Raw genomic sequence first — 21,765 nt, 5'->3', positions numbered from 1 at the left:
TTTAAGCGAGAACTATGAAAATTCCGAGCAGCACGATCACGGCCTGCAGTAGGAGGCAGAGTACTTGTTTGCGCAGCAGGCCCAATGCGCCCTGGCAGCGCGAGCTCCAGGAGCGATCACCCTGCTCCCCAGACTGCAGGCCCAGACGTTGCAACGCCTGATCCAGGGCCTGGGTTTGTGTCTCCAGTTGTTCCCCTGACTCGGCCAGGTGCTGGAATAACTCTGCATCGAGGGCCACGCGTAATGCCCAGTATTTTTCGGCCAGGCCCGCGATCAGCAGCAGCGCGCAGAGCGGCGCCAGGGTCAGGCTGCCTGGCGCGCCGAGCAATGGCGCCAGGCCGAAGACCACCGCGACCAGGCTAAGTGCGCTGGAGAAATGATCGAGGCTGCGGCCACGTCGTAACAGCGACGCAACCAGCAGCAGATCAGCCTGCATGAACGACCTCCAGTCTCGGTTGTGCATCGAGCATGTTTTGCAGGGCGGCCAGATGCTGCGAACCGAGCACGACCTGAGGGCGCGCCTGGCGAATCAAATCCACGGCCGCTTCCACGGTCTGGCAGCGACCGCTATGCAGCAGCCATGCCGCCACGGCAGTGGCGCTGCGCGAATAGCCGAGTGCACAGCACACCAGTAGCGAACCGTGATGACGCAGGCGCTCGATGGCCTCGGCGGCGTGTTGGCAGGTCAGCGCGTCCAGCGCGACCAGATCCAACGACGGCAGGCTGCAATAGGCTGGTGGCGTGCGTTGCAGAGGCAGTTCGGCGCAGAGGTCGATCAGCGCGGTAAACCCCTCGAGATCCTGCGGCGCAGGGAGTCGAGCCAGGTAGATACCCTCCACCACCTGGTTGGGCGCCGGCTGGCGAAACGTCCACAACCGCGAATTGATCCAGGCGCCAAGCAGATAGGGCGCGAGCAAGACCGTGGCAGCCGGACTGAGACGACCGTCGGCCTGCTTCTGGAAGCCATCAGCGCCGAATAGCAGGTAGTTGAGCGCGACCATGGCCAGGGCAATCGCCGGCCAGAACAGCCATAGCCAGGTACCACCCAGGTTGACGGCTAGCGCAGAGCACAGCAGCGCCCCGAGACTGTAGCGCAGCGCCAGGCGCCAACGCCGTGGATCGCTGCTCAGGTGCATCTGCCGCAGCGGTACATCGCCCTGCAGCGGCAGCAGCCACAGGCAGACAAAGCCGGCCAGCGCCCCGGTGGGCACATCGATGAAGTGATGCTGCCAGGTGGTCAGTACGGAAATACCGATCAATGCCATCCACAGGTGCAGCAGGTCACGCCAGAGCAGCCCGCGGGTGTGATTGGCGAACATCGCCCAGATGATCACCAGCAGGGTGATATGCAGCGACGGCGCCTGGTTGAAGGGTTTGTCGAAGCCCATCAGCACGTCGAACATCAGGCCGAAGGTGCCGTCCAGCGGTGGCCGTTCAAAGGTGAAGCGCAGCGGCCAGAGCAGGAAGCAGGCGACGCAGATGACCTGAGCGGCAAGCAGGCGCAGGGCATGCCGATCCATCTCGCGGCGGCAGGCCGGCAGCAGGAAGGACAGACCATAAAGCAGGTCGATCGACCAGTACGGCACGATGGTCCAGGGCCACAGCGGTATCTGTGGCTCCCAGGCGAAGACCAGGCTGCCGACGTCATCGCGCTGCCCGCTGATCCAGTTGGCGAAACCGTAACTGGCGAAGAACAGCGGGCCCAGCAACAGCAGCCAGAGTACGCCGCGCTTCCACAATCCCTGTTCGCGGGCACTGTCCATCACTTCACTCGCTGCGCCAGGGATACGCTGAAGATGCCCCACTGGTCGATGCGCTGCGCCACCTTGCGAAAACCTGCGGCTTCCACCAGTTGATCCATCTCCGCCTGGCTGCGCCGGCGCATGACCCAGGCCTGGCCGCCACGATGACTGGTCAGGGCGCGGGCGATCAGCTCCAGCTGCGGGTGCCAGGGCTGGCCGGTGTAGACCAGATAACCGCCCTCCTCGACCGCAGCCGCTAGCCCGGCCAACGAGTCGCCGACCATCTGGTTGCTGCCGAACAGTTCGTACAGGCCGGAGACCACCGCCAGGGTCGGCTTGGGATCCAGCGCGGCAAGATCGTCACGGTCGAAGGCATCGCCTTTGACGAAGCGGGCGATGTCACCCAGGCCTTTCTGTTGAATCAGTGCATTGCCGTCGCGCACGTTGATGTCGCTGTAATCGCGCAGCAGGATCGAGTCGGGGCGTTGGGCCTGGCCTTCCAGCGATTCGAGGATGTAGCGGCCATGGCCGGCAGCGATATCGACGATGCGCACGGCGCTGCCCGTTTCACGCAGGCGCGCCATGGCCAGGCGCAGCAGCTCTTCGGCGTGCAGCTTGCGCTGACGGATGCCACGCCAGCCGATGGAGTCCAGATAATTCTGGTCGATCAGGCGGCCCAGTGCGCCCTTGCCGGTAGGCTGATTGCGGTAGACGTAATCGAGGGTGCTGCCGGAGTCGAAACCGGTGTCGAAGCCCAGCTTCACTCCTGCCGACAGCGTGCTGCCAATGCGCATGCCGGCACGGGTGGCGCGCCAGTAAAGGTCGCGCAGCGAGTTTTTCGGCAGCGGTGCGGCCAGTTCTTCGGCTTCGGCGCAGGTGGCGCCCAGGTGGTCGGCATCGAGCAACGAGGGGCGCGATACCGGCTCCTCGAAGTTGCCCAGGATGAAGCGCCGCGCGCGGCTCAGGGCGTGGGCGCGGTCACGTTCACCCAGGGTGTCGTGGAAGAAACCCGGTAGCAGGTGCTTTTCCTTACGCAGGCTGCCAAGGCGCTCGAAGAAGTCTTCCTGCGGTTTGCGATGGACGACAAAGTCGGCGCCGGAGATCAGCAGTTGCGTCGGTACCTGAATCGCGTGGGCGTCGGCGACGACGCGATCGGCTGCTTCGTACAGGCCGAGCAGCATGGTCACCGAAATCGGCCGGGCGATCAGCGAATCATTGTCGAAGGAGGCGATGCGCTCCGGATCGTGGCTGAGGAACTTGGCCTTGACGTAGCTGTTGACGAAGAAGTTGCCACGCCAGGCATGCAGCAGCTTCAGGCCGGGACGGGCGAAGGGCACGTAGAGCTTGACCTTGAAGGCCGGCGAGGCGAGCACCAGGCAGCGCACCTTCGGCGCGTAATCGTGGGCCCAGGTGGAGACGATCACCGCACCGACGCTTTGCGCTACCACGGCCAGATTCTCTTCGGCGATGCCGTGCCGGGTGCCGATGTGCTCGATAAAGGTCTGCACGTCACGCACGCTGCTGGCGAAGCTCGGGCTGTCGCCACGCGCACCGGGCGACAGGCCATGGCCACGGGCATCCCAGGCGAAGAAGTCGCAGTGCGGCAGCTCCAGTTCGTCCACCACATGGGCCATGCGCCCGCCATGTTCGTGGCCGCGATGGAACAGCACCACCGCCTGGCGTGGGCCTTCGGCGGGCGCACTGGCCGGCCAGTGGCGATAGCTCAGGTCGACGCCATCATGGGTGGTGAAGGTGTGCAGGTTTACAGGGCGCATGGAATCTCCTTATTCCGTTGTGGTTGGGTCAGGCCGTTTCGGCCAACCCATGGCGAATGCGGTTGTAGAGGGTGTAGAGCAGCAGCACGAGGATCAGTGCCAGCAATGCATTGATCCATGTGGCCACGAGCAGGCCACTGGCGACGCCGGCACCGAGTACGCCGAAGCAGAAGGCGCGGTCGCTCTTGCCCATCGGCCCGTCGTAGCGCCGTGAGGCCCCGACCATGGGGCCAAGCACGCCGGCGTATTCGCTTATCACGGCCAGCAGCACCACGACGATCACCAACAGCGGCGAGACGCCGGCCAGCAGCGCGAAAGGCAGATACAGGGCGCTGTCGGCGATCACGTCGCACAGCTCGTTGAGGTAGGCGCCGAGCTTGGACTGCTGGCCGAACTCACGGGCGAGCATACCGTCGACGGCATTCAGCGCCATGCGCAGCAGCATCCACACCGGTATCAGCGCGAACAGCCAGGTATTCGAGGGGAACGTAGCGAGCAACGCGCCGAGCAGCAGCGAAGCGATGGCCGCAGCGAGGGTGACCTGATTGGCGGTCACCCCACGCGCGTAAAGGCGCTCGACGCCAGGGCGCAGCAGGTTCTGGAAGGCGGGTTTGAGCTGGTAGATCGATGGCATGGCAGTGAATTCCCTTTACTGGTCGGATGATCGGCCATCGCAGTGAGCGAGACTGTGCGCTTGTCGAGGTAAAAGCGGATTTGTCGACGGTCATACGTAGGGCGGGTGCAACCCGCCAGAGCGCTGATGGCGGGTTGCACCCGCCCTACTGAGGTGACAACTTATACCCCGCTGCAGGATTTTCCTAGCGTTGGCGATTCGCCAGGAAAATCAGGTAGATACAAACAGTGATGGCGCTTTGCTTGTATTTGACGCACAGCTTATCCACAGATCAGGCGGTTTCGCCCAGTCGGCTCAGCTGCGGCTCTTCGCCGCGCATCTCGGTCTGTTGTTGCCGCACCCACTGGAACGCGCGCTCGTTGAGTTCGGCGATGGCGCGCGGGCCTTCGCCCTCGGCATGCATCGGCGCGCCGATGACGACCTGGATGGTGCCGGAGCGTTTGCCCCAGCCGGCCTTGGGCCAGAACTCACCGGCGTTATGGGCAATCGGCAGCACCGGCAGACCGGCATTGACTGCCAGGGCGGCACCGCCACGGGAGAACTTGCCAATCTGGCCAGGCGGGATGCGCGTGCCTTCGGGGAACACCAATACCCAGGCGCCCTGCTTGAGGCGCTCGTCGCCCTGCTTGGCCACTTGCTTGAGCGCCGCCTTGGGGTTGCTGCGGTCGATAGCGATGGGCTTGAGCAGTGCCATGCCCCAGCCGAAGAACGGCACGCGCAGCAGCTCACGCTTGACCACCTGCGACAGTGGCTCGAAGAAACCACAGAGGAAGAAGGTTTCCCAGGTGCTCTGGTGATTGGCGAGGATCACGCAGGGGCGCGCGGGGATGTTCTCCAGGCCGCGCACTTCATAGCGAATGCCGACGATGACCTTGGCCAGCCACACACCGCAGTTGCACCAGGCCTGGACGACGAAGCGATAGCGCTGGCGGAACGGCAGCAAGGGCGCCACTACCAGGCTGATCAGACACCAGAAGAACGAGCTGGACGACAGCAGCAGGTAGAAAAGCGTGACTCTGAGGGCCTGCAGGATCGCCATGTACCTTCACACCTTATGAGAGCAGTTGATCGGCGACAGCCGCCAGATCATCGAAAACCAGGGTTCCTGGCGGCAGGGGCTTGGCCAGGGTTCGTTCGCCCTTGCCGGTTTTCACCAACACGGGCTGACAATCGACGGCGAGCGCCGCCTGCAGGTCACCGCCGGTATCGCCAACGAACCAGGTTCCTGCCAGATCCGTGGCGTAGTGTGCGGCAATCTGTTTGAGCATGCCCGGTTTCGGCTTGCGGCACTCGCAGCCGTCATCCGGCCCGTGCGGGCAATGGACGATCAGGCCGACCTCACCGCCCTGCTCGGCCACCAACTCGCGCAGGCGTGCGTGCATCGACTCCAGGGTCGCCAGGTCATAGTAGCCACGGGCGATGCCGGATTGGTTGGTGGCCACCGCTACCGTCCAGCCGGCTTTCGACAGGCGGGCGATGGCGGCGATCGACGAGGCAATCGGGAGCCACTCGTCGAGCGTCTTGATATAGGCGTCGGAGTCTTCGTTGATGACACCGTCGCGGTCGAGGATCAGTAGTTTCATTCAGTCGTTTCAGAGTCTGCCGTAGGAGCGAGCTCTGCTCGCGAACGCTTTCACGCGCGGAGCTTGCTCCTACAGAAGGGGTCAGCCCAGCACCGAAATATCCGCCACGCCGAGGAACAGCCCGCGCAGGCGGGCCAGCAGGGCGTAACGGTTGGCGCGTACGCGCGCGTCTTCGGCATTGACCAGCACCGCCTCGAAGAAGGCGTCGACCGGCTCACGCAGGCTGGCCAGCTTGGCCAGGGCTTCGTTGTACTGGCGGTCGGCAGCCAGCGGCTGGACGGCCTGGTCGGCTTGCTGGATGGCAGCGTGCAGGGCGAACTCGCTGGGGTTGTCGAAGTAGTGCGCCTCGACCTGGGCGGCGACGCCACCTTCGGCCTTGCTCAGCAGGTTCGACACGCGCTTGTTGGCGGCAGCCAGGGCAGCGGCCTGCGGCAGCTTGCGGAAGGCCTGCACGGCCTGCACACGCTGGTCGAAGTCCAGCGGCGAGGTCGGGTTGACCGCACGCACCGCCTGGTACACCGCCACTTCGATGCCTTCGTCCTCGTAGCGCGCACGCAGGCGGTCGAAGATGAATTCCAGCACCTGGGCGGACAAGCCCGCGGCCTTGATCTTGCCGGCGTACTGGGCGACGGCGAAGTCGACCGCAGCGGCCAGATCCAGATCCAGACCCTTCTCGATCAGGATGCGCAGCACGCCGAGGGCGGCGCGACGCAGGGCGTAGGGATCCTTCGAGCCGGTCGGCAGCATGCCGATGCCGAAGATGCCGACCAGGGTGTCGAGCTTGTCGGCCACGGCCACCGCTGCACCGGTCAGGGTACTCGGCAGTTCGGCGCCGGCACCGCGCGGCATGTATTGCTCGTTCAGGGCCAGGGCGACGTCCTGCGGCTCACCGTCGTTGAGCGCGTAGTAGTAGCCGGCGATGCCCTGCATCTCGGGGAACTCGCCGACCATCTCGGTGGCCAGGTCGCACTTGCTCAGCAGGCCGGCGCGGGCGGCGCGCTTGGCGTCACCACCGACTTCGCGGGCGATGAAGCCGGCCAGGGCAGAAACGCGCTGGGCCTTGTCGAACACCGAACCGAGCTGGGCCTGGAACACCACGTTAGCCAGGCGCTGGTTGAAGCCTTCGAGCTTCTGCTTCTTGTCCTGCTTGAAGAAGAACTCGGCGTCGGTCAGGCGCGGGCGCACCACTTTCTCGTTACCCGAGACGATCTGCGCCGGATCCTTGGACTCGATATTGGCCACGGTGATGAAACGCGGCAGCAGCTTGCCGTTGCCATCGAGCAGGCAGAAGTACTTCTGGTTGTCCTGCATGGTGGTAATCAGGGCTTCCTGCGGCACGTCGAGGAAACGCTCCTCGAACGAGCAGACCAGCGGCACTGGCCATTCGACCAGAGCGGTCACTTCGTCCAGCAGCGCTGGCGGCACGATGGCCTTGCCCTGCTCGGCGGTAGCCAGCTCGTCGACGCGGCGGCTGATGATCTCGCGACGCTCGTCGAAGTCAGCCAGTACGAAGGCGCTGCGCAGGTCTTCGGCGTAGCTCGCCGGGCTGCTGATGCGCACGTCGCGGTTGGCGTGGAAGCGATGACCACGGGAGATGCGCCCGGCTTTCTGGGTGAGGATCTCGCAATCGACCACGCTGTCGCCGAAGAGCATCACCAGCCACTGGGTCGGACGCACGAATTCGTCGCGACGGGCGGCCCAGCGCATGCGTTTGGGGATCGGCAGGTCGTTCAGCGAGTCGGCCACGATGGTCGGCAGCAGGTTCACTGCCGGCTGGCCGGGGATGTGCTGGGCGAAGCGCAGTTTTGCGCCGCTGCGGTCAATTTCCGAGATATCCACACCGCACTTGCGGGCGAAGCCCAGGGCGGCCTGGGTCGGGTTGCCGTCGGCGTCGAAGGCGGCCTGGATGGGCGGGCCGTCGAGGTTCATGCTGCGGTCGGCCTGCTGCTCTTCGAGCTGCCCGACCAGCACCGCCAGGCGGCGCGGCGCGGCGTACACGCGCGTGCTGGTGTAATTCAGGCCGGCGGCCTTGAGGCCTTTTTCGATGCCGGCCAGGAAGGCTTCACCGAGGCTTTTCAGCGCTTTCGGTGGCAGCTCTTCGGTGCCCAGTTCGACCAGGAAATCTTGTGCACTCATGCTTGTGCCTCCGCGTTGTTGCCTTGCCCTTCGTCTTCCAGCAGACCCGACTCCCTGAGCTTGGTCAGCACTTCGTCACGCAGCTCGGGCGTGGCCATCGGGAAGCCGAGGCGGGCACGTGCCTTGAGGTAGCTCTGCGCCACGTCGCGGGCCAGCGTGCGCACACGCAGGATGTACTGCTGACGCGCGGTCACCGAGATGGCGCGGCGGGCATCGAGCAGGTTGAAGGTGTGCGAGGCCTTGAGCACCATTTCGTAGGTTGGCAGCGGCAGGTCGAGTGCGATCAGGCGGTTGGCCTCGCTCTCGTAGAAATCGAACAGCTCGAACAGCTTCTCGACGTTGGCGTGCTCGAAGTTGTAAGTGGACTGCTCCACCTCGTTCTGGTGGAACACGTCGCCGTAGGTCACGGTGCCGAACGGGCCATCGGTCCAGATCAGGTCGTAGACCGAGTCGACGCCCTGCAGGTACATGGCCAGGCGCTCCAGGCCGTAGGTGATCTCGCCGGTTACCGGATAGCACTCGATGCCACCGGCCTGCTGGAAGTAGGTGAACTGGGTGACTTCCATGCCGTTGAGCCAGATTTCCCAGCCCAGGCCCCAGGCGCCGAGTGTGGGCGATTCCCAGTTGTCTTCGACGAAGCGCACGTCATGCACTTCCGGGTCGAGGCCGATGGCTTTCAGCGAGCCCAGGTACAGCTCCTGGAAGTTTTCCGGGTTGGGCTTCAAGACCACCTGGAACTGGTAGTAGTGCTGCAGGCGGTTGGGGTTTTCGCCGTAGCGGCCATCGGTCGGGCGACGCGAAGGCTGCACGTAGGCGGCATTCCAGGTCTCCGGGCCGACGGCACGCAGGAAGGTAGCGGTGTGGAAGGTGCCGGCGCCCACTTCCATGTCATAGGGTTGCAGCACCACGCAGCCCTGCTCGGCCCAGTAGTTCTGCAGGGCCAGGATCAGATCCTGGAAGGTGCGCACGGCAGGCTTGTTCTGGCTCACGAAAAAATCACCTGTGGAGGCTTGCGAGGGAAAGCCGGGGAGTATATCGAAACTCGACGCAGGCCGCAGGGTACGGCACATCGGCATCATTCGCAGTTGGCGCTAACTGTATTTATATCCAGTTATTTTGCCGCTATAGTCAGCGCTTCGACCCCTGACCGAGGCCTACGACCATGCCGCGCTGCTTCTGGTGTACCGACGATCCGTTGTACCAGGCCTACCACGACGAAGAATGGGGCGTGCCGCAGCGCGATGCCCTGCATCTGTTCGAGATGCTGCTGCTCGAAGGGGCGCAGGCCGGCCTGTCATGGATCACCGTGCTGAAGAAGCGCGAGCGCTATCGCCAGGTGCTGCACGGTTTCGATCCCGAGCGCCTGGCCCGTCTCAGTGACGATGAGATCGAGGTGCTGATGCAGGATCCCGGCATCATCCGCAATCGCCTCAAGCTCAAGGCCGTGCGGCAGAACGCTCAGGCCTGGCTGAAGCTGGAAGACCCGGTGACGCTGCTCTGGTCGTTCGTCGGTGGCGTGCCGAAGATCAACCACTTCAGTGATCGCAGCCTGATGCCGGCGGTGACGCCCGAGGCCGAGGCGATGAGCAAGGCGCTGAAGAAGGCCGGCTTCACCTTCGTCGGCCCGACCATCTGCTATGCCTTCATGCAGGCCACGGGTATGGTGATGGATCACACCACCGACTGCGACCGCTACCCGCATTTGAAGGGCTCATGACCACCATCACCACCCTGGACGAACTGCAGGCCCTGTATGGCGACAGCCACGAGCGTTCACGACGCAAGGAGCTGCCGCATCTGATCGAACCCTACCGCGCGTTGATCCAGGCCTCGCCCTTCGTGGTGCTGGCCAGTGCCGGCCCGGATGGGCTGGACTGTTCGCCGCGTGGCGATGCACCGGGCTTCGTGCATATCCTCGACGACCACACCCTGCTGCTGCCGGATCGCCCGGGTAACAACCGCATCGACAGCCTGCGCAACATCGTGCACAACCCGCAGGTGGCGCTGCTGTTCCTGATTCCGGGCGTCGGCGAGAGCCTGCGGGTCAATGGCCGGGCGGAGATTTCCCTCGATCCCGAACTGCTGGAATTGGGCCGCGCGCAGGGCAAATTGCCGCGCAGCGCGCTGCGCATCCAGGTGCAGAGCTGCTACTTCCAGTGCTCCAAGGCCGCAGTGCGCTCGGGCCTATGGGATGCCGCGCGTCAGGTCGAACGCGCCAGCCTGCCCAGTGCTGGCGATATCTTCCGCTGCATCTATGAGGAGTTCGACGTCGAGGCTTATGAGCGCGACCTGCAGCAGCGGCTTCGGACGAGCCTGTACTGACTGCATCGGCCCACGTCGCTACACTTGGCGCTTTTCTGAGCGGTGGAGTCTGTCGTGGATAAACTCAAGGGCGCCCTGGTGGTGGGTTTCCTGCGCCTGTTCGCGCTGCTGCCCTGGCGTGCCGTGCAGGCGGTGGGTAGCGCCATCGGCTGGCTGATGTGGAAATTGCCGAACGGCTCGCGCGATGTGGTGCGCATCAACCTGGCCAAGTGCTTCCCGGAGCTGAGCGAGGCCGAGCGCGAGAAGCTGGTCGGGCAGAGCCTCAGGGACATCGGCAAGACCCTGACCGAAAGCGCCTGCGCCTGGATCTGGCCGGCGCACAAGTCGCTCAAGCTGGTGCGCGAAGTCGAAGGCCTGGACGTGCTGCAGCAGGCGCTGGCCTCGGGTAAGGGCGTGGTCGGCATCACCAGCCACCTGGGCAACTGGGAAGTGCTCAACCACTTCTACTGCAACCAGTGCAAACCGATCATTTTCTACCGCCCGCCCAAGCTCAAGGCAGTCGACGAGCTTTTGCAGAAGCAGCGTGTGCAGATGGGCAACCGCGTTGCGCCCTCGACCAAGGAAGGCATCCTCAGTGTCATCAAGGAAGTGCGCAAGGGGGGCGCGGTGGGCATCCCGGCCGATCCGGAGCCGAGCCGCTCGTCGGGTGTGTTCGTGCCCTTCCTCGGCACCACAGCGCTGACCAGCAAGTTCGTGCCCGGCATGCTCACCGGCGGCAAGGCGGTTGGTGTGTTTCTGCATGCGCTGCGCCTGCCGGATGGCAGTGGCTACAAGGTAATACTCGAAGCCGCCCCCGAGGGCATGTACAGCGACAGCGTGGAGGAAGGCGTGGCGGCCATGAGCGAGGTGGTATCGCGCTACGTACGCAACTATCCGAGCCAGTACATGTGGAGCATGAAACGCTTCAAGAAGCGCCCGGACGGCGAGGCCAAGTGGTACTGATGTACCGCCCGTGTACGCGATGATGAAGGAAGGCGCCTCGATGGCGCCTTTTTTCCGTCACCCGCTGGGCCTCTTCACGGGAATGAGCTATTAAAGGCAAGGTCACCGTTCGCCCATTCTTGGAGCCGTCATGCCGAATCAGCGTCAGCAGGTACGAACCCCGATGAAGTGCCGGATCAAGATCAGCCATCCGAGCTTCGGTGAGTTGCTGGCGCAGACCCGTGACCTGTCCGACAGCGGCGTGTACGTGAAGCACCCCGACATGAGCGTCCTGACGGTGGGCACCGAAGTCACCGGCCAGGTGCAGGATCTGCCCTTCCCCGCTCCGGTTCTGCGCATGGAAGTGATGCGGGTGGATGGTGAAGGCGCCGGCCTGCGCTTTCTCGGTGAAGCCTGACGCCTGCGGGCGCGTCGTGGGGAGCATGCTTTACTGGGAAGGGCATGTACTAATTTTCCGGATTAATGGAACATTTGGTTACATCTGAACTCTGACCAACACCTCAATCCGAGGTTGCGTCCACCCGAGGCGTTTTCGACATGAGTCGAGCGGTACCCGAAGTTCCCCTGGACAGCGCTCAGGCGCAGGCTCCCATTCCCTCCGTTTCTTCCTCTTCCAGCTGGCTGCAACGTAATCGCCAACTTCTTGGCCTCAGTGTGTCGCTGCTGCTGTTCGGTCTGGCGTTGGTGGCCTGCTGGCATCTGGTGCGCGAGATCAACCCGGATCAGGTGCGCGATTCGCTGGCGGCCGTGCCGCCGCAGGCGCTGTTTGGCGCGCTGTTGGCCACGGTTCTTGGCTTCATGGTGATGCTGGCGTATGAGTGGTCGGCCAGTCGCTATGCCAATGTCAGCCTGCCGGCGCCGATGCTGGCGCTCGGCGGCTTCTGCGCCTTCGCCATCGGCAATGCCGTGGGCTTGTCGGCTCTTTCTGGTGGTTCGGTGCGTTATCGCCTTTACGGACGTAATGGCCTGGGCGCCGGTGACGTCGCGCGCATGAGCCTGTTCGCCAGTCTCTCGCTCGGCGTCAGCTTGCCGATCCTGGCCGCGTTGGCGGCGCTGTTCGACCTGCAGGATGCTTCCGCTGCGCTGCGCCTGCCCGAACCGGTGCTCAGGGTGCTGGCGCTTGCCGTGCTGGCTGCGGCACTGGTCGTGGTGGTGCTGGTCAGCCGCAAGCGCCTGCCCGAACGTCCGGCGCCCGGCTGCTGGCAGGTGGATCTGGGGCGTTTCAGCCTGCGTCTGCCTGGCCTGCGCATGAGCCTGACGCAATTGCTGATCAGCAGCCTCGATGTGCTGATCGCGGGCAGCGTGCTCTACCTGCTGCTGCCGGAAGCGCCGCCTTTCTCCAGCTTCATCCTGGTGTACATGCTGGCGCTGGCCGCCGGTGTGCTGAGCCATGTGCCGGGCGGTGTCGGGGTGTTCGAAGCGGTGCTGCTGGCGGCGTTCTCGTCGCGCATCGATCCGGCTGCGCTGGTCGCGGCGATGCTGCTCTACCGGTTGCTGTACGTGCTGTTGCCGCTGGTGGCCGCCGGTTTGCTGCTGTTGGCTGCCGAGGCTCGACGCTTGTGGTTCCCGCGCCAGGTCGCGCGGATGGCCAGTGGCATGGCCGTACCGTTGCTGGCCATGCTGGTATTCGGTGCTGGCGCCGTGCTGCTGTTCTCCGGGGTTACGCCGATCATGGACGAGCGCCTTGAGGCGCTGGGTTTTCTCATGCCGCCGCAGCTGATTGCGGCCTCCCACCTGGCGGCCAGCCTGGTCGGTACCTTGTGCCTGCTGTTGGCGCAGGGGTTGCGGCGGCGCCTGTCGGCAGCCTGGGCGCTGACGCTGGTGCTGCTGTGCCTGGGCGTGGTGCTGGCGCTGCTCAAGGGCTTCGACTGGCCGGAATCGCTGGCTCTGGCGACCATTGCCGGCCTGCTGGCGCTGTTTCGCCGTGAGTTCTACCGTCGCAGTCGGTTGATGGATGTCCCCGCCTCCGGCCTGGGCCTGGCGGCCACGGTCGGGGTGATCGCCGCTTCGGTCTGGCTGCTGCTGTTCGCCTATCAGGACGTCGCCTACAGCCACCAGCTGTGGTGGCAGTTCGAGTTGGATGACAACGCCCCGCGCGGACTGCGTGCGGCATTGGGTAGCGCCCTGGTGCTCCTGGCGGTTGGCCTGACCTGGCTGCTACGTGCGACGCCGCCGAGCATCCTTCTGCCGGACAGCGAGGCACTGCTGCGTGCGCGTGCCATCGTCCAGGCTTCGCGCCAGCCCGAAGGCGGCCTGGCTCTCAGTGGAGACAAGGCGCTGCTGTTCCACCCCGACGGCGAGGCCTTCCTCATGTACGCGCGGCGCGGGCGTAGCCTGGTGGCGCTGTTCGATCCGATCGGGCCGGCAGCCGCGCGTGCCGAGCTGATCTGGCAATTCCGCGACCTGTGCGACCGCCACCATGCGCGGCCGGTGTTCTACCAGGTGCGTGCCGAGAACCTGCCCGGCTACATCGACATCGGCCTGACCGCGCTGAAGCTCGGCGAAGAGGCCCTGGTGGATCTGAAAACCTTCGACCTGGCCAGCAACGGCAAGGAAATGAAAGCCCTGCGCTACACCTGGAACCGTGGCCAGCGCGATGGCCTGAGCCTGGAGTTCCATGCCCCCGGCCAGGTGCCGATGGAGGAGCTGCACGCCATTTCCGATGCCTGGCTACAGGGCAAGAGCGTGCGCGAGAAGGGCTTTTCCCTCGGCCGTTTCAGCCCCGAGTACCTGGCGCATTTTCGCGTCGTGGTGGTGCGCTTCGAGGGTCGCGCGGTCGCTTTCGCCAACCTGCTGGAATGTGAGACGCGCGCGGTGGCCAGCCTCGACCTGATGCGCGTGCTGCCGGATGCGCCGAAGTCGACCATGGAATTCCTCATGCTCGGCCTGATCCAGCAGTTCCAGAGCGAGGGCTATGCGCGCTTCAGCCTGGGCATGGTGCCGCTGGCCGGCCTGCAGACGCGCAAGGGCGCGCCGCTGCCGCTGCGCCTGGGTGCGCTGGTGTTCGACCGTGGTGAAAGCTTCTATAACTTCCAGGGTCTGCGTCGCTTCAAGGACAAGTTCCTGCCACAGTGGGAGCCGCGCTACCTGGCCGTGCCAGCTGGGCTCGATCCCTGGGTGGCATTGGCCGACACCGCGGCGCTGATCGCTGGCGGGTTGGGTGGATTGGTGAGGCGTTGAGATGAGCAGGATGAAAAGAACGCTGGGTGGTGTCGTGCTGGTCGCGGCACTGGCCGGCGGTGCGGCAACCTGGTGGTGGTCGATGCGCGCGGTACCGCATCTGGAAACGGTGCAGGTGCAAGGCGCGCCAGCGCAGTTGCTGAGTCAGGGTGAGGCACGTCAGCGCGTGCTGCTGATCGCCCCGGCCGATCAGGCGCTGGATGGTGCGACGCTGCGGCGCTTGGCCGAGGTGGGCGATCTGCGCCTGCTGCAGGTGCCGTTCATGGCCGGTGACTGCGCCGCTCAGCAACGCCTGATCGACCAGGCGCGCGAGCAGTTGGACGGCGAGCCGACCCTGGTCGCCGGCATCGGCCCGGCGGCTGCAAGCGCCTGGCGCTGGTTGGCGACGCAGACGGACGATCAGGCGCAGGCGCTGTCGGTGGGCTTCGATCTGGCCACCCCCGACTGCCCCAATCCGCTGCCGCAAAAGGCCGCGCATGGTCACTGGGTCGCCCTGTGGAATGACAATCCGGGTGATGACAACGCACGCTTCCTGCGCGAGCAGGCCAATGGCGAGCCGCGCATCGGCACCTTGGAGGCGCCCTTGCAGAGCCTGCTGGCCGATCAGTTGCAGCACATGCTGGCCGGCCAGGGCAGCACCATGCCGGTGATCGAGCATCCGGCGGCGCAACCGGCTGACACCCTGACCCTGTTCTATTCCGGTGACGGCGGCTGGCGCGATCTGGATCGCGCCTCGGCCGAGCACATGGCGACTGCCGGCTATCCGGTGGTGGGCATCGACACCCTGCGCTACTACTGGCAGCACAAGAGCCCGGAGCAGAGCGCCGCCGACCTGTCGCGGCTGATGCAGCAGTACCGCGACAAATGGCATGTGAAGCGTTTCGTGCTGGCCGGCTACTCCTTCGGCGCGGACGTCTTGCCCGCCATCTACAACCGCCTGCCGGCCAGCGACCAGCAACAGGTTGACGCCATCCTGCTGCTGGCCTTCGCTCGCAGTGGCAGCTTCGAAATCGCCGTCAGTGGCTGGCTCGGCAAGGATGGCGCGGAGGCGCCGACCGGCCCGGAAATGCAGCGCCTGCCGCCGGCCAAGGTGCTGTGCATCTACGGCAGCGAAGAGGCGCCAGACAGTGGCTGCACGGCACCGGGCGCCGTGGGCGAGCGCCTGGAAATTACGGGCGGCCATCACTTCGACGAAGACTACGACGCGCTGGCGCAGAAGATGCTGGCGGCGATCAAGGCGCGGCAGACGCCCTGAAATCCACCGCGAACGGCACCAGAGAGGGTGCCGTTCGTCGGTCAAGCGCTACCCAAAATGAACCCTGAGCCTGCATCGGCAGTCCGTGATCCGGATGGGTTGGATGCCATTTTCGATGCAACGCCATGATTTGGAAGGGAATCCGAGCATAGGCCGCTAACCAGGGTTACTGGGTTTGAATAAGATTTTCATGTCATTTTGTCTTGGAGGCGCTCTTTTATTCGGGATTTGTGCCGAAGCCTCCGCCACCTTTCGCATACAGACCATTCCGGCTCCCAGCCAACAGGCTGACCCTGCACCGACCCGTGAGGTGATCAATCGCGCCCTCGCGGCCCTGGGCAAGCCCTATCGCTGGGGCGGTGCCAGCCCCAAGCAGGGGTTCGATTGCAGCGGTCTGGTGCAGTACGCCTTCAAACCCCTCGACGACCTCGATCTGCCGCGCACCTCGCATGAGCTGTCGCGCGTCGATGCGCCCTCGGTCGAGCGGCACGATCTGCAGCCGGGGGATCTGCTGTTCTTCCGTATTCGCAGCCGCTCGGTGGATCACGTCGCCATCTATCTGGGTGAGGGACGTTTCATCCACGCGCCGCGGCGCGGCGCCAACGTGCGCATTGATCGGCTCAACACGCCGTACTGGAAGCGCCACTTCCAACTGGCCAAACGCGTGGTGCCTGAGGCATGAACAACGGATGAGCGGTGCGCCGATGGCCGCCGCAAACCTATCTCCAGGGTCAAGATCGCGTTAGAATGCGCGCCGCTCGCGGCCATGTCGGCTGCGGCAGTGGGTTCCCTCACCCCACTCTACGAAAAAGGACATCGACATGACCCTGATTCCCGCGTCGGTCAGTCGGCCCGTGCTGGCCGGCCTGATCGCCTTCCACATCCTCATCATCATCGCCAGCAACTACCTGGTGCAGCTGCCGATCACCCTGTTCGGCTGGCATACCACCTGGGGCGCGTTCAGCTTTCCATTCATCTTCCTGGCCACCGACCTCACCGTGCGCCTGATCGGCAAGCATTCCGCGCGCGTGGTGATCGCCCGCGTGATGCTGCCGGCGCTGGTCGCTTCCTACGTGGTTTCTGTACTGTTCCACGAGGGCGCGTTCGGCGGCCTGGCGACGCTGGGTGAGTTCAACCTGTTCGTGTTCCGTATCGCCGTGGCCAGCTTCCTTGCCTACGCCTTCGGCCAGTTGCTCGACATTCAGGTGTTCGACCGCCTGCGCAGGATGCGCCAGTGGTGGATTGCGCCGACCGCTTCGACCATTCTCGGTAACCTGCTCGATACCTTCCTGTTCTTCTCGGTGGCCTTCTGGCACAGCGACGATCCCTTCATGGCGGCCAACTGGGTGGAGATCGCCACGGTGGACTACGTGATCAAGCTGAGCATCAGCCTGATGCTGTTCGTGCCGCTTTACGGCATGCTGCTCAGCGCCATCGTGCGTGCCCTGCCGCAGCGTGCCGCTACCGCCTGAGTCGCGTCGCGCCTACCGTAGCCCGGATGTAATCCAGGCTACGCTGCTGAGTCGGCCGTAAAAAACTCGCCGCTAAAGCGCCTCCCACGGGGTATTAGAGCGCTTGTGGGAGGGGCTTTAGCCGCGATTGCTCGCGGACTTGTCCAGCTTGCGCAAAAACACGCCCATTTCCTTCTCGGCCTGTTTGTCGCCCTTGGCCTGGGCGGCGGCGATGCCCTGTTGCCAGGCTTGGCGCGCGCCATCCTCATCGCCTGCGGCCTGCAGCGCCTTACCCAGCAGTTTCCAGGCGGCGGAATAGCTCGGGTCGAAGGCGACGCAGCGCTGCAGGTGCTCGGCGGCCTGGGCGGTATCGCCGGCATCCAGATGGCCTTTACCCAGGCCGAAGCGCAGCAGGGCGTTGTCCATGCCCTTGGCCAGCATCTTTTCCAGTGCTTCGGTGCTCATGAAGCTTCTCCGCTGATGTAGCCCGGATGTAATCCGGGGACGAACCGTGCCGGTGCATCCGGGCGACGGTTTGGCTCAGAAGAACGTCAGGCCCGCCTGGAACAGGCGCTCGACGTCACGGATGTACTTCTTGTCGACCAGGAACAGGATGACGTGGTCGCCGGACTCGATCACCGTGTCGTCGTGAGCGATCAGCACTTCCTCGTCACGGATGATGGCGCCGATGGTGGTGCTGGGCGGCAGAGCGATATCGCCGATCATGCGGCCGATCACCTTGCTCGACTTGGCGTCACCGTGGGCGATCACCTCCAGCGCTTCTGCTGCGCCCCGGCGCAGGCTGTGCACGCTCTCGATATCGCCACGGCGCACATGAGTCAGCAGGGTGCCGATGGTGGCCAGCTGCGGGCTGATGGCGATGTCGATCTCTCCGCCCTGCACCAGGTCGACGTAGGCCGGGTTGTTGATGATGGTCATCACCTTGCGCGCGCCCAGGCGCTTGGCTAGCAACGAGGACATGATGTTGGCCTCGTCATCGTTGGTCAGGGCGAGGAAGATGTCGGCGTCGCTGATGTTCTCTTCCACCAGCAGATCCCGATCCGAGGCGCTGCCTTGCAGCACGATGGTGCTTTCCAGGTGCTCCGACAGGTAGCGGCAGCGCGCCGGGCTCATCTCGATGATCTTCACCTGATAGCGGCTCTCGATGGCTTCGGCCAGGCGTTCGCCGATATGCCCGCCACCGGCGATGACCACGCGCTTGTAGCTGTCCTCGAGGCGTCGCATCTCGCTCATCACCGCGCGGATGTGCGCCTTGGCGGCGATGAAGAAGACTTCGTCGTCCGCTTCGATGATGGTGTCGCCCTGCGGCATGATCGGCCGGTTGCGGCGGAAAATCGCGGCGACGCGGGTGTCCACGGTGGGCATGTGCGCGCGCAGCTGGCGCAGTTGCTGGCCCACCAGCGGGCCGCCGTAGTAGGCCTTGACCGCCACCAGTTGCGCCTTGCCTTCGGCGAAGTCGATCACCTGCAGGGCGCCGGGGTATTCGATCAGGCGCTTGATGTAGTTGGTCACCACCTGCTCGGGGCTGATCAGCACGTCGACCGGGATCGCCTCGTTGTCGAACAGCGCCTCGCGGGTCAGGTAGGCCGACTCGCGCACGCGGGCGATGCGTGTGGGGGTGTGGAACAGGGTGTAGGCGACCTGGCAGGCGATCATGTTGACTTCGTCGCTGTTGGTCACCGCCACCAGCATGTCGGCGTCGTCGGCACCGGCCTGGCGCAGCACGGTGGGGAAGGAACCCTTGCCCTGCACGGTGCGGATGTCCAGGCGGTCGCCGAGGTCGCGCAGGCGGTCGCCGTCGGTGTCGACCACGGTGATGTCGTTGGCTTCGCTGGCCAGGTGTTCGGCCAGGGTGCCGCCTACCTGGCCGGCGCCGAGAATGATGATTTTCACTGATCGCTCCGTTAGCTGTGGTCGGTCACAGCGGTCTTGAACAGCTTGGCATAGTAGAAGCCATCGTGGCCGTCTTGCTGCGGCAGCAGCTGGCGGCCGTGCGCCGGCTGCAAGCCGAACTCACCGGCGATGGGCAGTTCCTGGGCATCCGGGGTGCGGGCGAGGAAGTTGGCGATGCTCTCGCTGTTTTCCGTCGGCAGCACCGAGCAGGTGGCGTAGAGCAGGATGCCGCCGGGGGCCAGGGTCGGCCACAGGGCATCGAGCAGCTCGCCCTGCAATTGCGCCAAGGCGGGAATGTCCTCGGGCTGCCGGGTCAGCTTGATGTCCGGGTGGCGGCGGATCACGCCGGTGGCCGAACAGGGCGCGTCGAGCAGAATGCGCTGGAACGGCTGACCATCCCACCAGGCGGCGGTATCGCGGCCATCGGCGGCGATCAGCACCGCGTCCAGGTGCAGGCGGTCGAGGTTCTCGCGCACGCGCGCCAGGCGCTTGGCCTCCAGATCGACGGCGACCACTTCGGCCAGCGCCGGTTCGACTTCCAGCAGGTGGCAGGTCTTGCCGCCCGGTGCGGCGCAGGCGTCCAGTACGCGTTGGTCCGGCGCCAGTTCGAGCAGGTCGGCGGCCAGTTGCGCAGCTTCGTCCTGCACGCTGACGCGGCCGTCCTTGAAGCCTGGCAGGGTGGTCACGTCGCAGGGTTGCAGCAGGCGCATACCGTCACGGCTGAAGATGCAGGGCTCGGCAGCGATGCCGGCACTGCGCAATTCTTCGAGGTAGGCGTCGCGGCTGCCATGGCGGCGATTGACCCGCAGGATCAGCGGCGGATGCGCGTTGTTGGCGGCGCAGATGGCTTGCCAGTGCTCGGGCCAGTGCGCCTTGAGCGCCTTCTGCAGCCAGCGCGGGTGCGCGGTGTGCAGCACTGGGTCGCGATCGAGTTCGGCGAAAATCGCTTCATGTTCGCGCTGGGCGCGGCGCAGCACGGCGTTGAGCAGGCCCTTGGCCCAGGGCTTTTTCAGCGCGCCGGCGCAGCCGACCGTTTCGCCGATGGCGGCGTGCTCGGGGATGCGGCTGTGCAGCAACTGGTAGAGGCCAATCAGCAGCAGCGCTTCCACATCCTTGTCGGCGGCCTTGAAGGGTTTTTCCAGCAGCTTCTCGGCCAGCAGCTGCAGGCGTGGCTGCCAGCGCGCGGCGCCGAAGGCCAGATCCTGGGCCAGGGCGCGATCATGATGCTCGACCTTGTCCAACTGTGGCGGCAGGCTGCTGCCCAGCGAGGCCTTGCCGGAGAGCACGGCGGTCAGGGCGCGGGCGGCAGCCAGACGCGGGGTCATTGACCGAGCACCAGGCCGGGGGCGAACTGCTCGCGGCGGCTGTTATAGAGGTCGGCGAAAGCCAGCGGCTTGCCGCCGGGCAACTGCAGGCGAGTCAGGCGTAGCGCGCCTTCGCCGCAGGCCACGGTCAGGCCGTATTTATCGGCAGCGAGAATGCTGCCTGGGGTGCCTTTGCCCTCGCCGATTTCGGCGGCATGCACCTTGAGTGCATCACTGCCCAGCGTGGTGTGGCAGATCGGCCAGGGATGGAAGGCGCGCACCAGGCGCTCCAGTTCAACGGCCGGCCGGCTGAAGTCCAGGCGCGCTTCGTCCTTGTTCAGCTTGTGGGCGTAGTTGGCCATGGCATCGTCCTGCACTTCGCCCTTCAGCGTGCCGCTGGCCAGACCATCGATGGCCTGCAGTACGGCCGGCGGGCCGAGCCGGGCGAGGCGGTCGTGCAGGCTGCCGCCCGTGTCGCTGGCGCTGATCGGAGTGCTGACTTTGAGCAGCATCGGCCCGGTGTCGAGGCCGGCTTCCATCTGCATCACGGTGACACCGCTTTCGGCATCGCCAGCCTGCACTGCGCGCTGGATAGGCGCGGCACCACGCCAGCGCGGCAGCAAGGAGGCGTGGCTGTTGATGCAGCCCAGACGCGGAGTGTCGAGCACCACCTGCGGCAGGATCAGGCCATAGGCGACCACCACCATCAGATCCGGCTGCAGTGCGGCCAGCTCGGCCTGAGCCTCTTCGTTGCGCAGGCTGGCCGGTTGGTAGACCGGGATGCCGTGCTCGACGGCGAGCTGCTTGACCGGGCTGGGCATCAGCTTCTGGCCACGGCCGGCCGGACGATCCGGCTGGGTGTAGACGGCGATGATGTCGTGCGGGCTGGCCAGCAGGGCCTTGAGGTGTTCGGCGGCGAATTCCGGAGTGCCGGCAAAGATGATACGCATGGGGCAGTCACCAAAGAAAAAGGCTTGCCGTGGCAAGCCTTTGAATAAAACGAGGGTCAGGCGCGCTGGCGATGCTGTTTTTCCAGCTTCTTCTTGATGCGGTCGCGCTTGAGGCTGGAAAGGTAGTCGACGAACAGCTTGCCGTTGAGGTGATCGCACTCGTGCTGGATGCACACGGCGAGCAGGCCTTCGGCGATCAGCTCATAGGGCTGGCCATCGCGATCCAGCGCCTTGATCTTGACCTTCTGTGGGCGGTCGACGTTCTCGTAGAAGCCGGGCACCGACAGGCAGCCTTCCTGGTACTGATCCATCTCGTCGGTCAACGACTCGAACTCGGGGTTGATGAATACCCGTGGCTCGGACTTGTCCTCGGACAAATCCATGACCACCACGCGCTTGTGCACGTTGACCTGCGTCGCGGCCAGGCCGATACCGGGAGCGTCATACATGGTCTCGAACATGTCGTCGACCAGTTGACGGATGGAGTCGTCCACGACGTCCACCGGTTTGGCGATGGTACGCAGGCGTGGATCAGGAAATTCGAGGATATTCAGGATCGCCATATGCGTTTGTGATG

The 21,765-nt window shown here is 65.0% G+C and carries 21 protein-coding genes; 8 read left to right on the top strand and 13 right to left on the bottom strand.

Annotated features, from left to right (window positions below; all coding sequences use genetic code 11):
* Position 1: 1 nt before the first annotated feature.
* The 8 genes from VC352_RS13170 to glyQ all read right to left on the bottom strand — a co-directional run bounded on the left by VC352_RS13170 (position 2) and on the right by glyQ (position 8,859).
* Entirely contained in the window at positions 2 to 436 is a 435-nt protein-coding gene (locus VC352_RS13170) for a hypothetical protein (RefSeq protein ID WP_106737940.1), read from the bottom strand.
* Positions 426 to 1,763, bottom strand: a complete 1,338-nt coding sequence (locus VC352_RS13165) for a phosphatase PAP2/dual specificity phosphatase family protein (protein WP_322980009.1) — start codon at positions 1,761 to 1,763, stop codon at positions 426 to 428. Before VC352_RS13165 ends, VC352_RS13170 begins: the two co-directional genes overlap by 11 nt.
* Complete coding sequence (locus tag VC352_RS13160; RefSeq protein ID WP_322980008.1) at positions 1,763 to 3,517, bottom strand: bifunctional alpha/beta hydrolase/class I SAM-dependent methyltransferase; 1,755 nt, start codon at positions 3,515 to 3,517, stop codon at positions 1,763 to 1,765. Before VC352_RS13160 ends, VC352_RS13165 begins: the two co-directional genes overlap by 1 nt.
* Positions 3,518 to 3,545: 28 nt before the next feature.
* Positions 3,546 to 4,151: a CDP-alcohol phosphatidyltransferase family protein gene (locus tag VC352_RS13155; protein WP_322980007.1), complete on the bottom strand. Its 606-nt coding sequence runs from the start codon at positions 4,149 to 4,151 to the stop codon at positions 3,546 to 3,548.
* Between the two features lie 271 nt (positions 4,152 to 4,422).
* Positions 4,423 to 5,190, bottom strand: coding sequence for a lysophospholipid acyltransferase family protein (locus VC352_RS13150; protein WP_322980006.1), 768 nt, complete (start codon positions 5,188 to 5,190; stop codon positions 4,423 to 4,425).
* Positions 5,191 to 5,203: 13 nt separating this feature from the next.
* Positions 5,204 to 5,734, bottom strand: coding sequence for a D-glycero-beta-D-manno-heptose 1,7-bisphosphate 7-phosphatase (gene gmhB / locus VC352_RS13145; RefSeq protein ID WP_322980005.1), 531 nt, complete (start codon positions 5,732 to 5,734; stop codon positions 5,204 to 5,206).
* 81 nt (positions 5,735 to 5,815) lie between these two features.
* Positions 5,816 to 7,870, bottom strand: a complete 2,055-nt coding sequence (gene glyS / locus VC352_RS13140; protein ID WP_322980004.1) for a glycine--tRNA ligase subunit beta — start codon at positions 7,868 to 7,870, stop codon at positions 5,816 to 5,818.
* Entirely contained in the window at positions 7,867 to 8,859 is a 993-nt protein-coding gene (gene glyQ / locus VC352_RS13135) for a glycine--tRNA ligase subunit alpha (RefSeq protein WP_322980003.1), read from the bottom strand. Before glyQ ends, glyS begins: the two co-directional genes overlap by 4 nt.
* Positions 8,860 to 9,032: 173 nt before the next feature.
* Here glyQ and VC352_RS13130 point away from each other — a divergent pair, with 173 nt between their 5' ends.
* From VC352_RS13130 to VC352_RS13095, 8 genes are all read left to right on the top strand, one after another.
* On the top strand, positions 9,033 to 9,587 hold the full coding sequence (locus VC352_RS13130; RefSeq protein WP_322980002.1) for a DNA-3-methyladenine glycosylase I: 555 nt from the start codon (positions 9,033 to 9,035) through the stop codon (positions 9,585 to 9,587).
* The gene (locus VC352_RS13125) at positions 9,584 to 10,192 is read left to right on the top strand and encodes a pyridoxamine 5'-phosphate oxidase family protein (protein ID WP_322980001.1); all 609 of its coding nucleotides are present in this window, start codon (positions 9,584 to 9,586) and stop codon (positions 10,190 to 10,192) included. The genes VC352_RS13130 and VC352_RS13125 overlap by 4 nt, the downstream gene beginning before the upstream one ends.
* A 54-nt stretch (positions 10,193 to 10,246) precedes the next feature.
* The gene (locus VC352_RS13120) at positions 10,247 to 11,134 is read left to right on the top strand and encodes a lysophospholipid acyltransferase (RefSeq protein ID WP_322980000.1); all 888 of its coding nucleotides are present in this window, start codon (positions 10,247 to 10,249) and stop codon (positions 11,132 to 11,134) included.
* Between the two features lie 130 nt (positions 11,135 to 11,264).
* Positions 11,265 to 11,531, top strand: a complete 267-nt coding sequence (locus VC352_RS13115) for a PilZ domain-containing protein (protein ID WP_322979999.1) — start codon at positions 11,265 to 11,267, stop codon at positions 11,529 to 11,531.
* Between the two features lie 140 nt (positions 11,532 to 11,671).
* Entirely contained in the window at positions 11,672 to 14,314 is a 2,643-nt protein-coding gene (gene mprF / locus VC352_RS13110) for a bifunctional lysylphosphatidylglycerol flippase/synthetase MprF (RefSeq protein WP_322979998.1), read from the top strand.
* A gap of 1 nt (position 14,315) precedes the next feature.
* Entirely contained in the window at positions 14,316 to 15,569 is a 1,254-nt protein-coding gene (locus VC352_RS13105; RefSeq protein WP_416340167.1) for a virulence factor family protein, read from the top strand.
* A 310-nt stretch (positions 15,570 to 15,879) separates the two neighbouring features.
* Complete coding sequence (locus VC352_RS13100; RefSeq protein ID WP_416340166.1) at positions 15,880 to 16,251, top strand: C40 family peptidase; 372 nt, start codon at positions 15,880 to 15,882, stop codon at positions 16,249 to 16,251.
* Positions 16,252 to 16,390: 139 nt separating this feature from the next.
* Positions 16,391 to 17,041 (top strand): 7-cyano-7-deazaguanine/7-aminomethyl-7-deazaguanine transporter, encoded by a 651-nt coding sequence (locus tag VC352_RS13095; RefSeq protein ID WP_322979996.1) that lies wholly within the window; start codon positions 16,391 to 16,393, stop codon positions 17,039 to 17,041.
* Positions 17,042 to 17,158: 117 nt separating this feature from the next.
* Here VC352_RS13095 and VC352_RS13090 read toward each other — a convergent pair whose 3' ends face one another.
* The 5 genes from VC352_RS13090 to def all read right to left on the bottom strand — a co-directional run bounded on the left by VC352_RS13090 (position 17,159) and on the right by def (position 21,751).
* Positions 17,159 to 17,485: a tetratricopeptide repeat protein gene (locus tag VC352_RS13090; protein WP_322979995.1), complete on the bottom strand. Its 327-nt coding sequence runs from the start codon at positions 17,483 to 17,485 to the stop codon at positions 17,159 to 17,161.
* Positions 17,486 to 17,560: 75 nt separating this feature from the next.
* Entirely contained in the window at positions 17,561 to 18,934 is a 1,374-nt protein-coding gene (trkA, locus tag VC352_RS13085) for a Trk system potassium transporter TrkA (RefSeq protein ID WP_322979994.1), read from the bottom strand.
* Positions 18,935 to 18,945: 11 nt separating this feature from the next.
* Entirely contained in the window at positions 18,946 to 20,259 is a 1,314-nt protein-coding gene (gene rsmB / locus VC352_RS13080) for a 16S rRNA (cytosine(967)-C(5))-methyltransferase RsmB (protein ID WP_322979993.1), read from the bottom strand.
* On the bottom strand, positions 20,256 to 21,188 hold the full coding sequence (fmt, locus tag VC352_RS13075; RefSeq protein WP_322979992.1) for a methionyl-tRNA formyltransferase: 933 nt from the start codon (positions 21,186 to 21,188) through the stop codon (positions 20,256 to 20,258). Before fmt ends, rsmB begins: the two co-directional genes overlap by 4 nt.
* 56 nt (positions 21,189 to 21,244) lie before the next feature.
* On the bottom strand, positions 21,245 to 21,751 hold the full coding sequence (gene def, locus VC352_RS13070; protein WP_322979991.1) for a peptide deformylase: 507 nt from the start codon (positions 21,749 to 21,751) through the stop codon (positions 21,245 to 21,247).
* Positions 21,752 to 21,765: the final 14 nt, after the last annotated feature.

Source organism: Pseudomonas sp. C11, assembly GCF_034683865.1.
GTDB lineage: Bacteria > Pseudomonadota > Gammaproteobacteria > Pseudomonadales > Pseudomonadaceae > Aquipseudomonas.
This window is presented reverse-complemented; position numbering and strand designations above follow the sequence as displayed.

Bases quoted from the DNA above. Each gene is read 5' to 3' on its own strand.
- VC352_RS13155 (WP_322980007.1), bottom strand. From the start codon at position 4,151: ATGCCATCGATCTACCAGCTCAAACCCGCCTTCCAGAACCTGCTGCGC.
- VC352_RS13165 (WP_322980009.1), bottom strand. From the start codon at position 1,763: ATGGACAGTGCCCGCGAACAGGGATTGTGGAAGCGCGGCGTACTCTGG.
- glyS (WP_322980004.1), bottom strand. From the start codon at position 7,870: ATGAGTGCACAAGATTTCCTGGTCGAACTGGGCACCGAAGAGCTGCCA.
- rsmB (WP_322979993.1), bottom strand. From the start codon at position 20,259: ATGACCCCGCGTCTGGCTGCCGCCCGCGCCCTGACCGCCGTGCTCTCC.
- VC352_RS13090 (WP_322979995.1), bottom strand. From the start codon at position 17,485: ATGAGCACCGAAGCACTGGAAAAGATGCTGGCCAAGGGCATGGACAAC.
- VC352_RS13125 (WP_322980001.1), top strand. From the start codon at position 9,584: ATGACCACCATCACCACCCTGGACGAACTGCAGGCCCTGTATGGCGAC.
- gmhB (WP_322980005.1), bottom strand. From the start codon at position 5,734: ATGAAACTACTGATCCTCGACCGCGACGGTGTCATCAACGAAGACTCC.
- VC352_RS13170 (WP_106737940.1), bottom strand. From the start codon at position 436: ATGCAGGCTGATCTGCTGCTGGTTGCGTCGCTGTTACGACGTGGCCGC.
- VC352_RS13115 (WP_322979999.1), top strand. From the start codon at position 11,265: ATGCCGAATCAGCGTCAGCAGGTACGAACCCCGATGAAGTGCCGGATC.
- def (WP_322979991.1), bottom strand. From the start codon at position 21,751: ATGGCGATCCTGAATATCCTCGAATTTCCTGATCCACGCCTGCGTACC.
- VC352_RS13130 (WP_322980002.1), top strand. From the start codon at position 9,033: ATGCCGCGCTGCTTCTGGTGTACCGACGATCCGTTGTACCAGGCCTAC.
- VC352_RS13105 (WP_416340167.1), top strand. From the start codon at position 14,316: ATGAGCAGGATGAAAAGAACGCTGGGTGGTGTCGTGCTGGTCGCGGCA.
- mprF (WP_322979998.1), top strand. From the start codon at position 11,672: ATGAGTCGAGCGGTACCCGAAGTTCCCCTGGACAGCGCTCAGGCGCAG.
- VC352_RS13095 (WP_322979996.1), top strand. From the start codon at position 16,391: ATGACCCTGATTCCCGCGTCGGTCAGTCGGCCCGTGCTGGCCGGCCTG.
- VC352_RS13160 (WP_322980008.1), bottom strand. From the start codon at position 3,517: ATGCGCCCTGTAAACCTGCACACCTTCACCACCCATGATGGCGTCGAC.
- fmt (WP_322979992.1), bottom strand. From the start codon at position 21,188: ATGCGTATCATCTTTGCCGGCACTCCGGAATTCGCCGCCGAACACCTC.
- VC352_RS13150 (WP_322980006.1), bottom strand. From the start codon at position 5,190: ATGGCGATCCTGCAGGCCCTCAGAGTCACGCTTTTCTACCTGCTGCTG.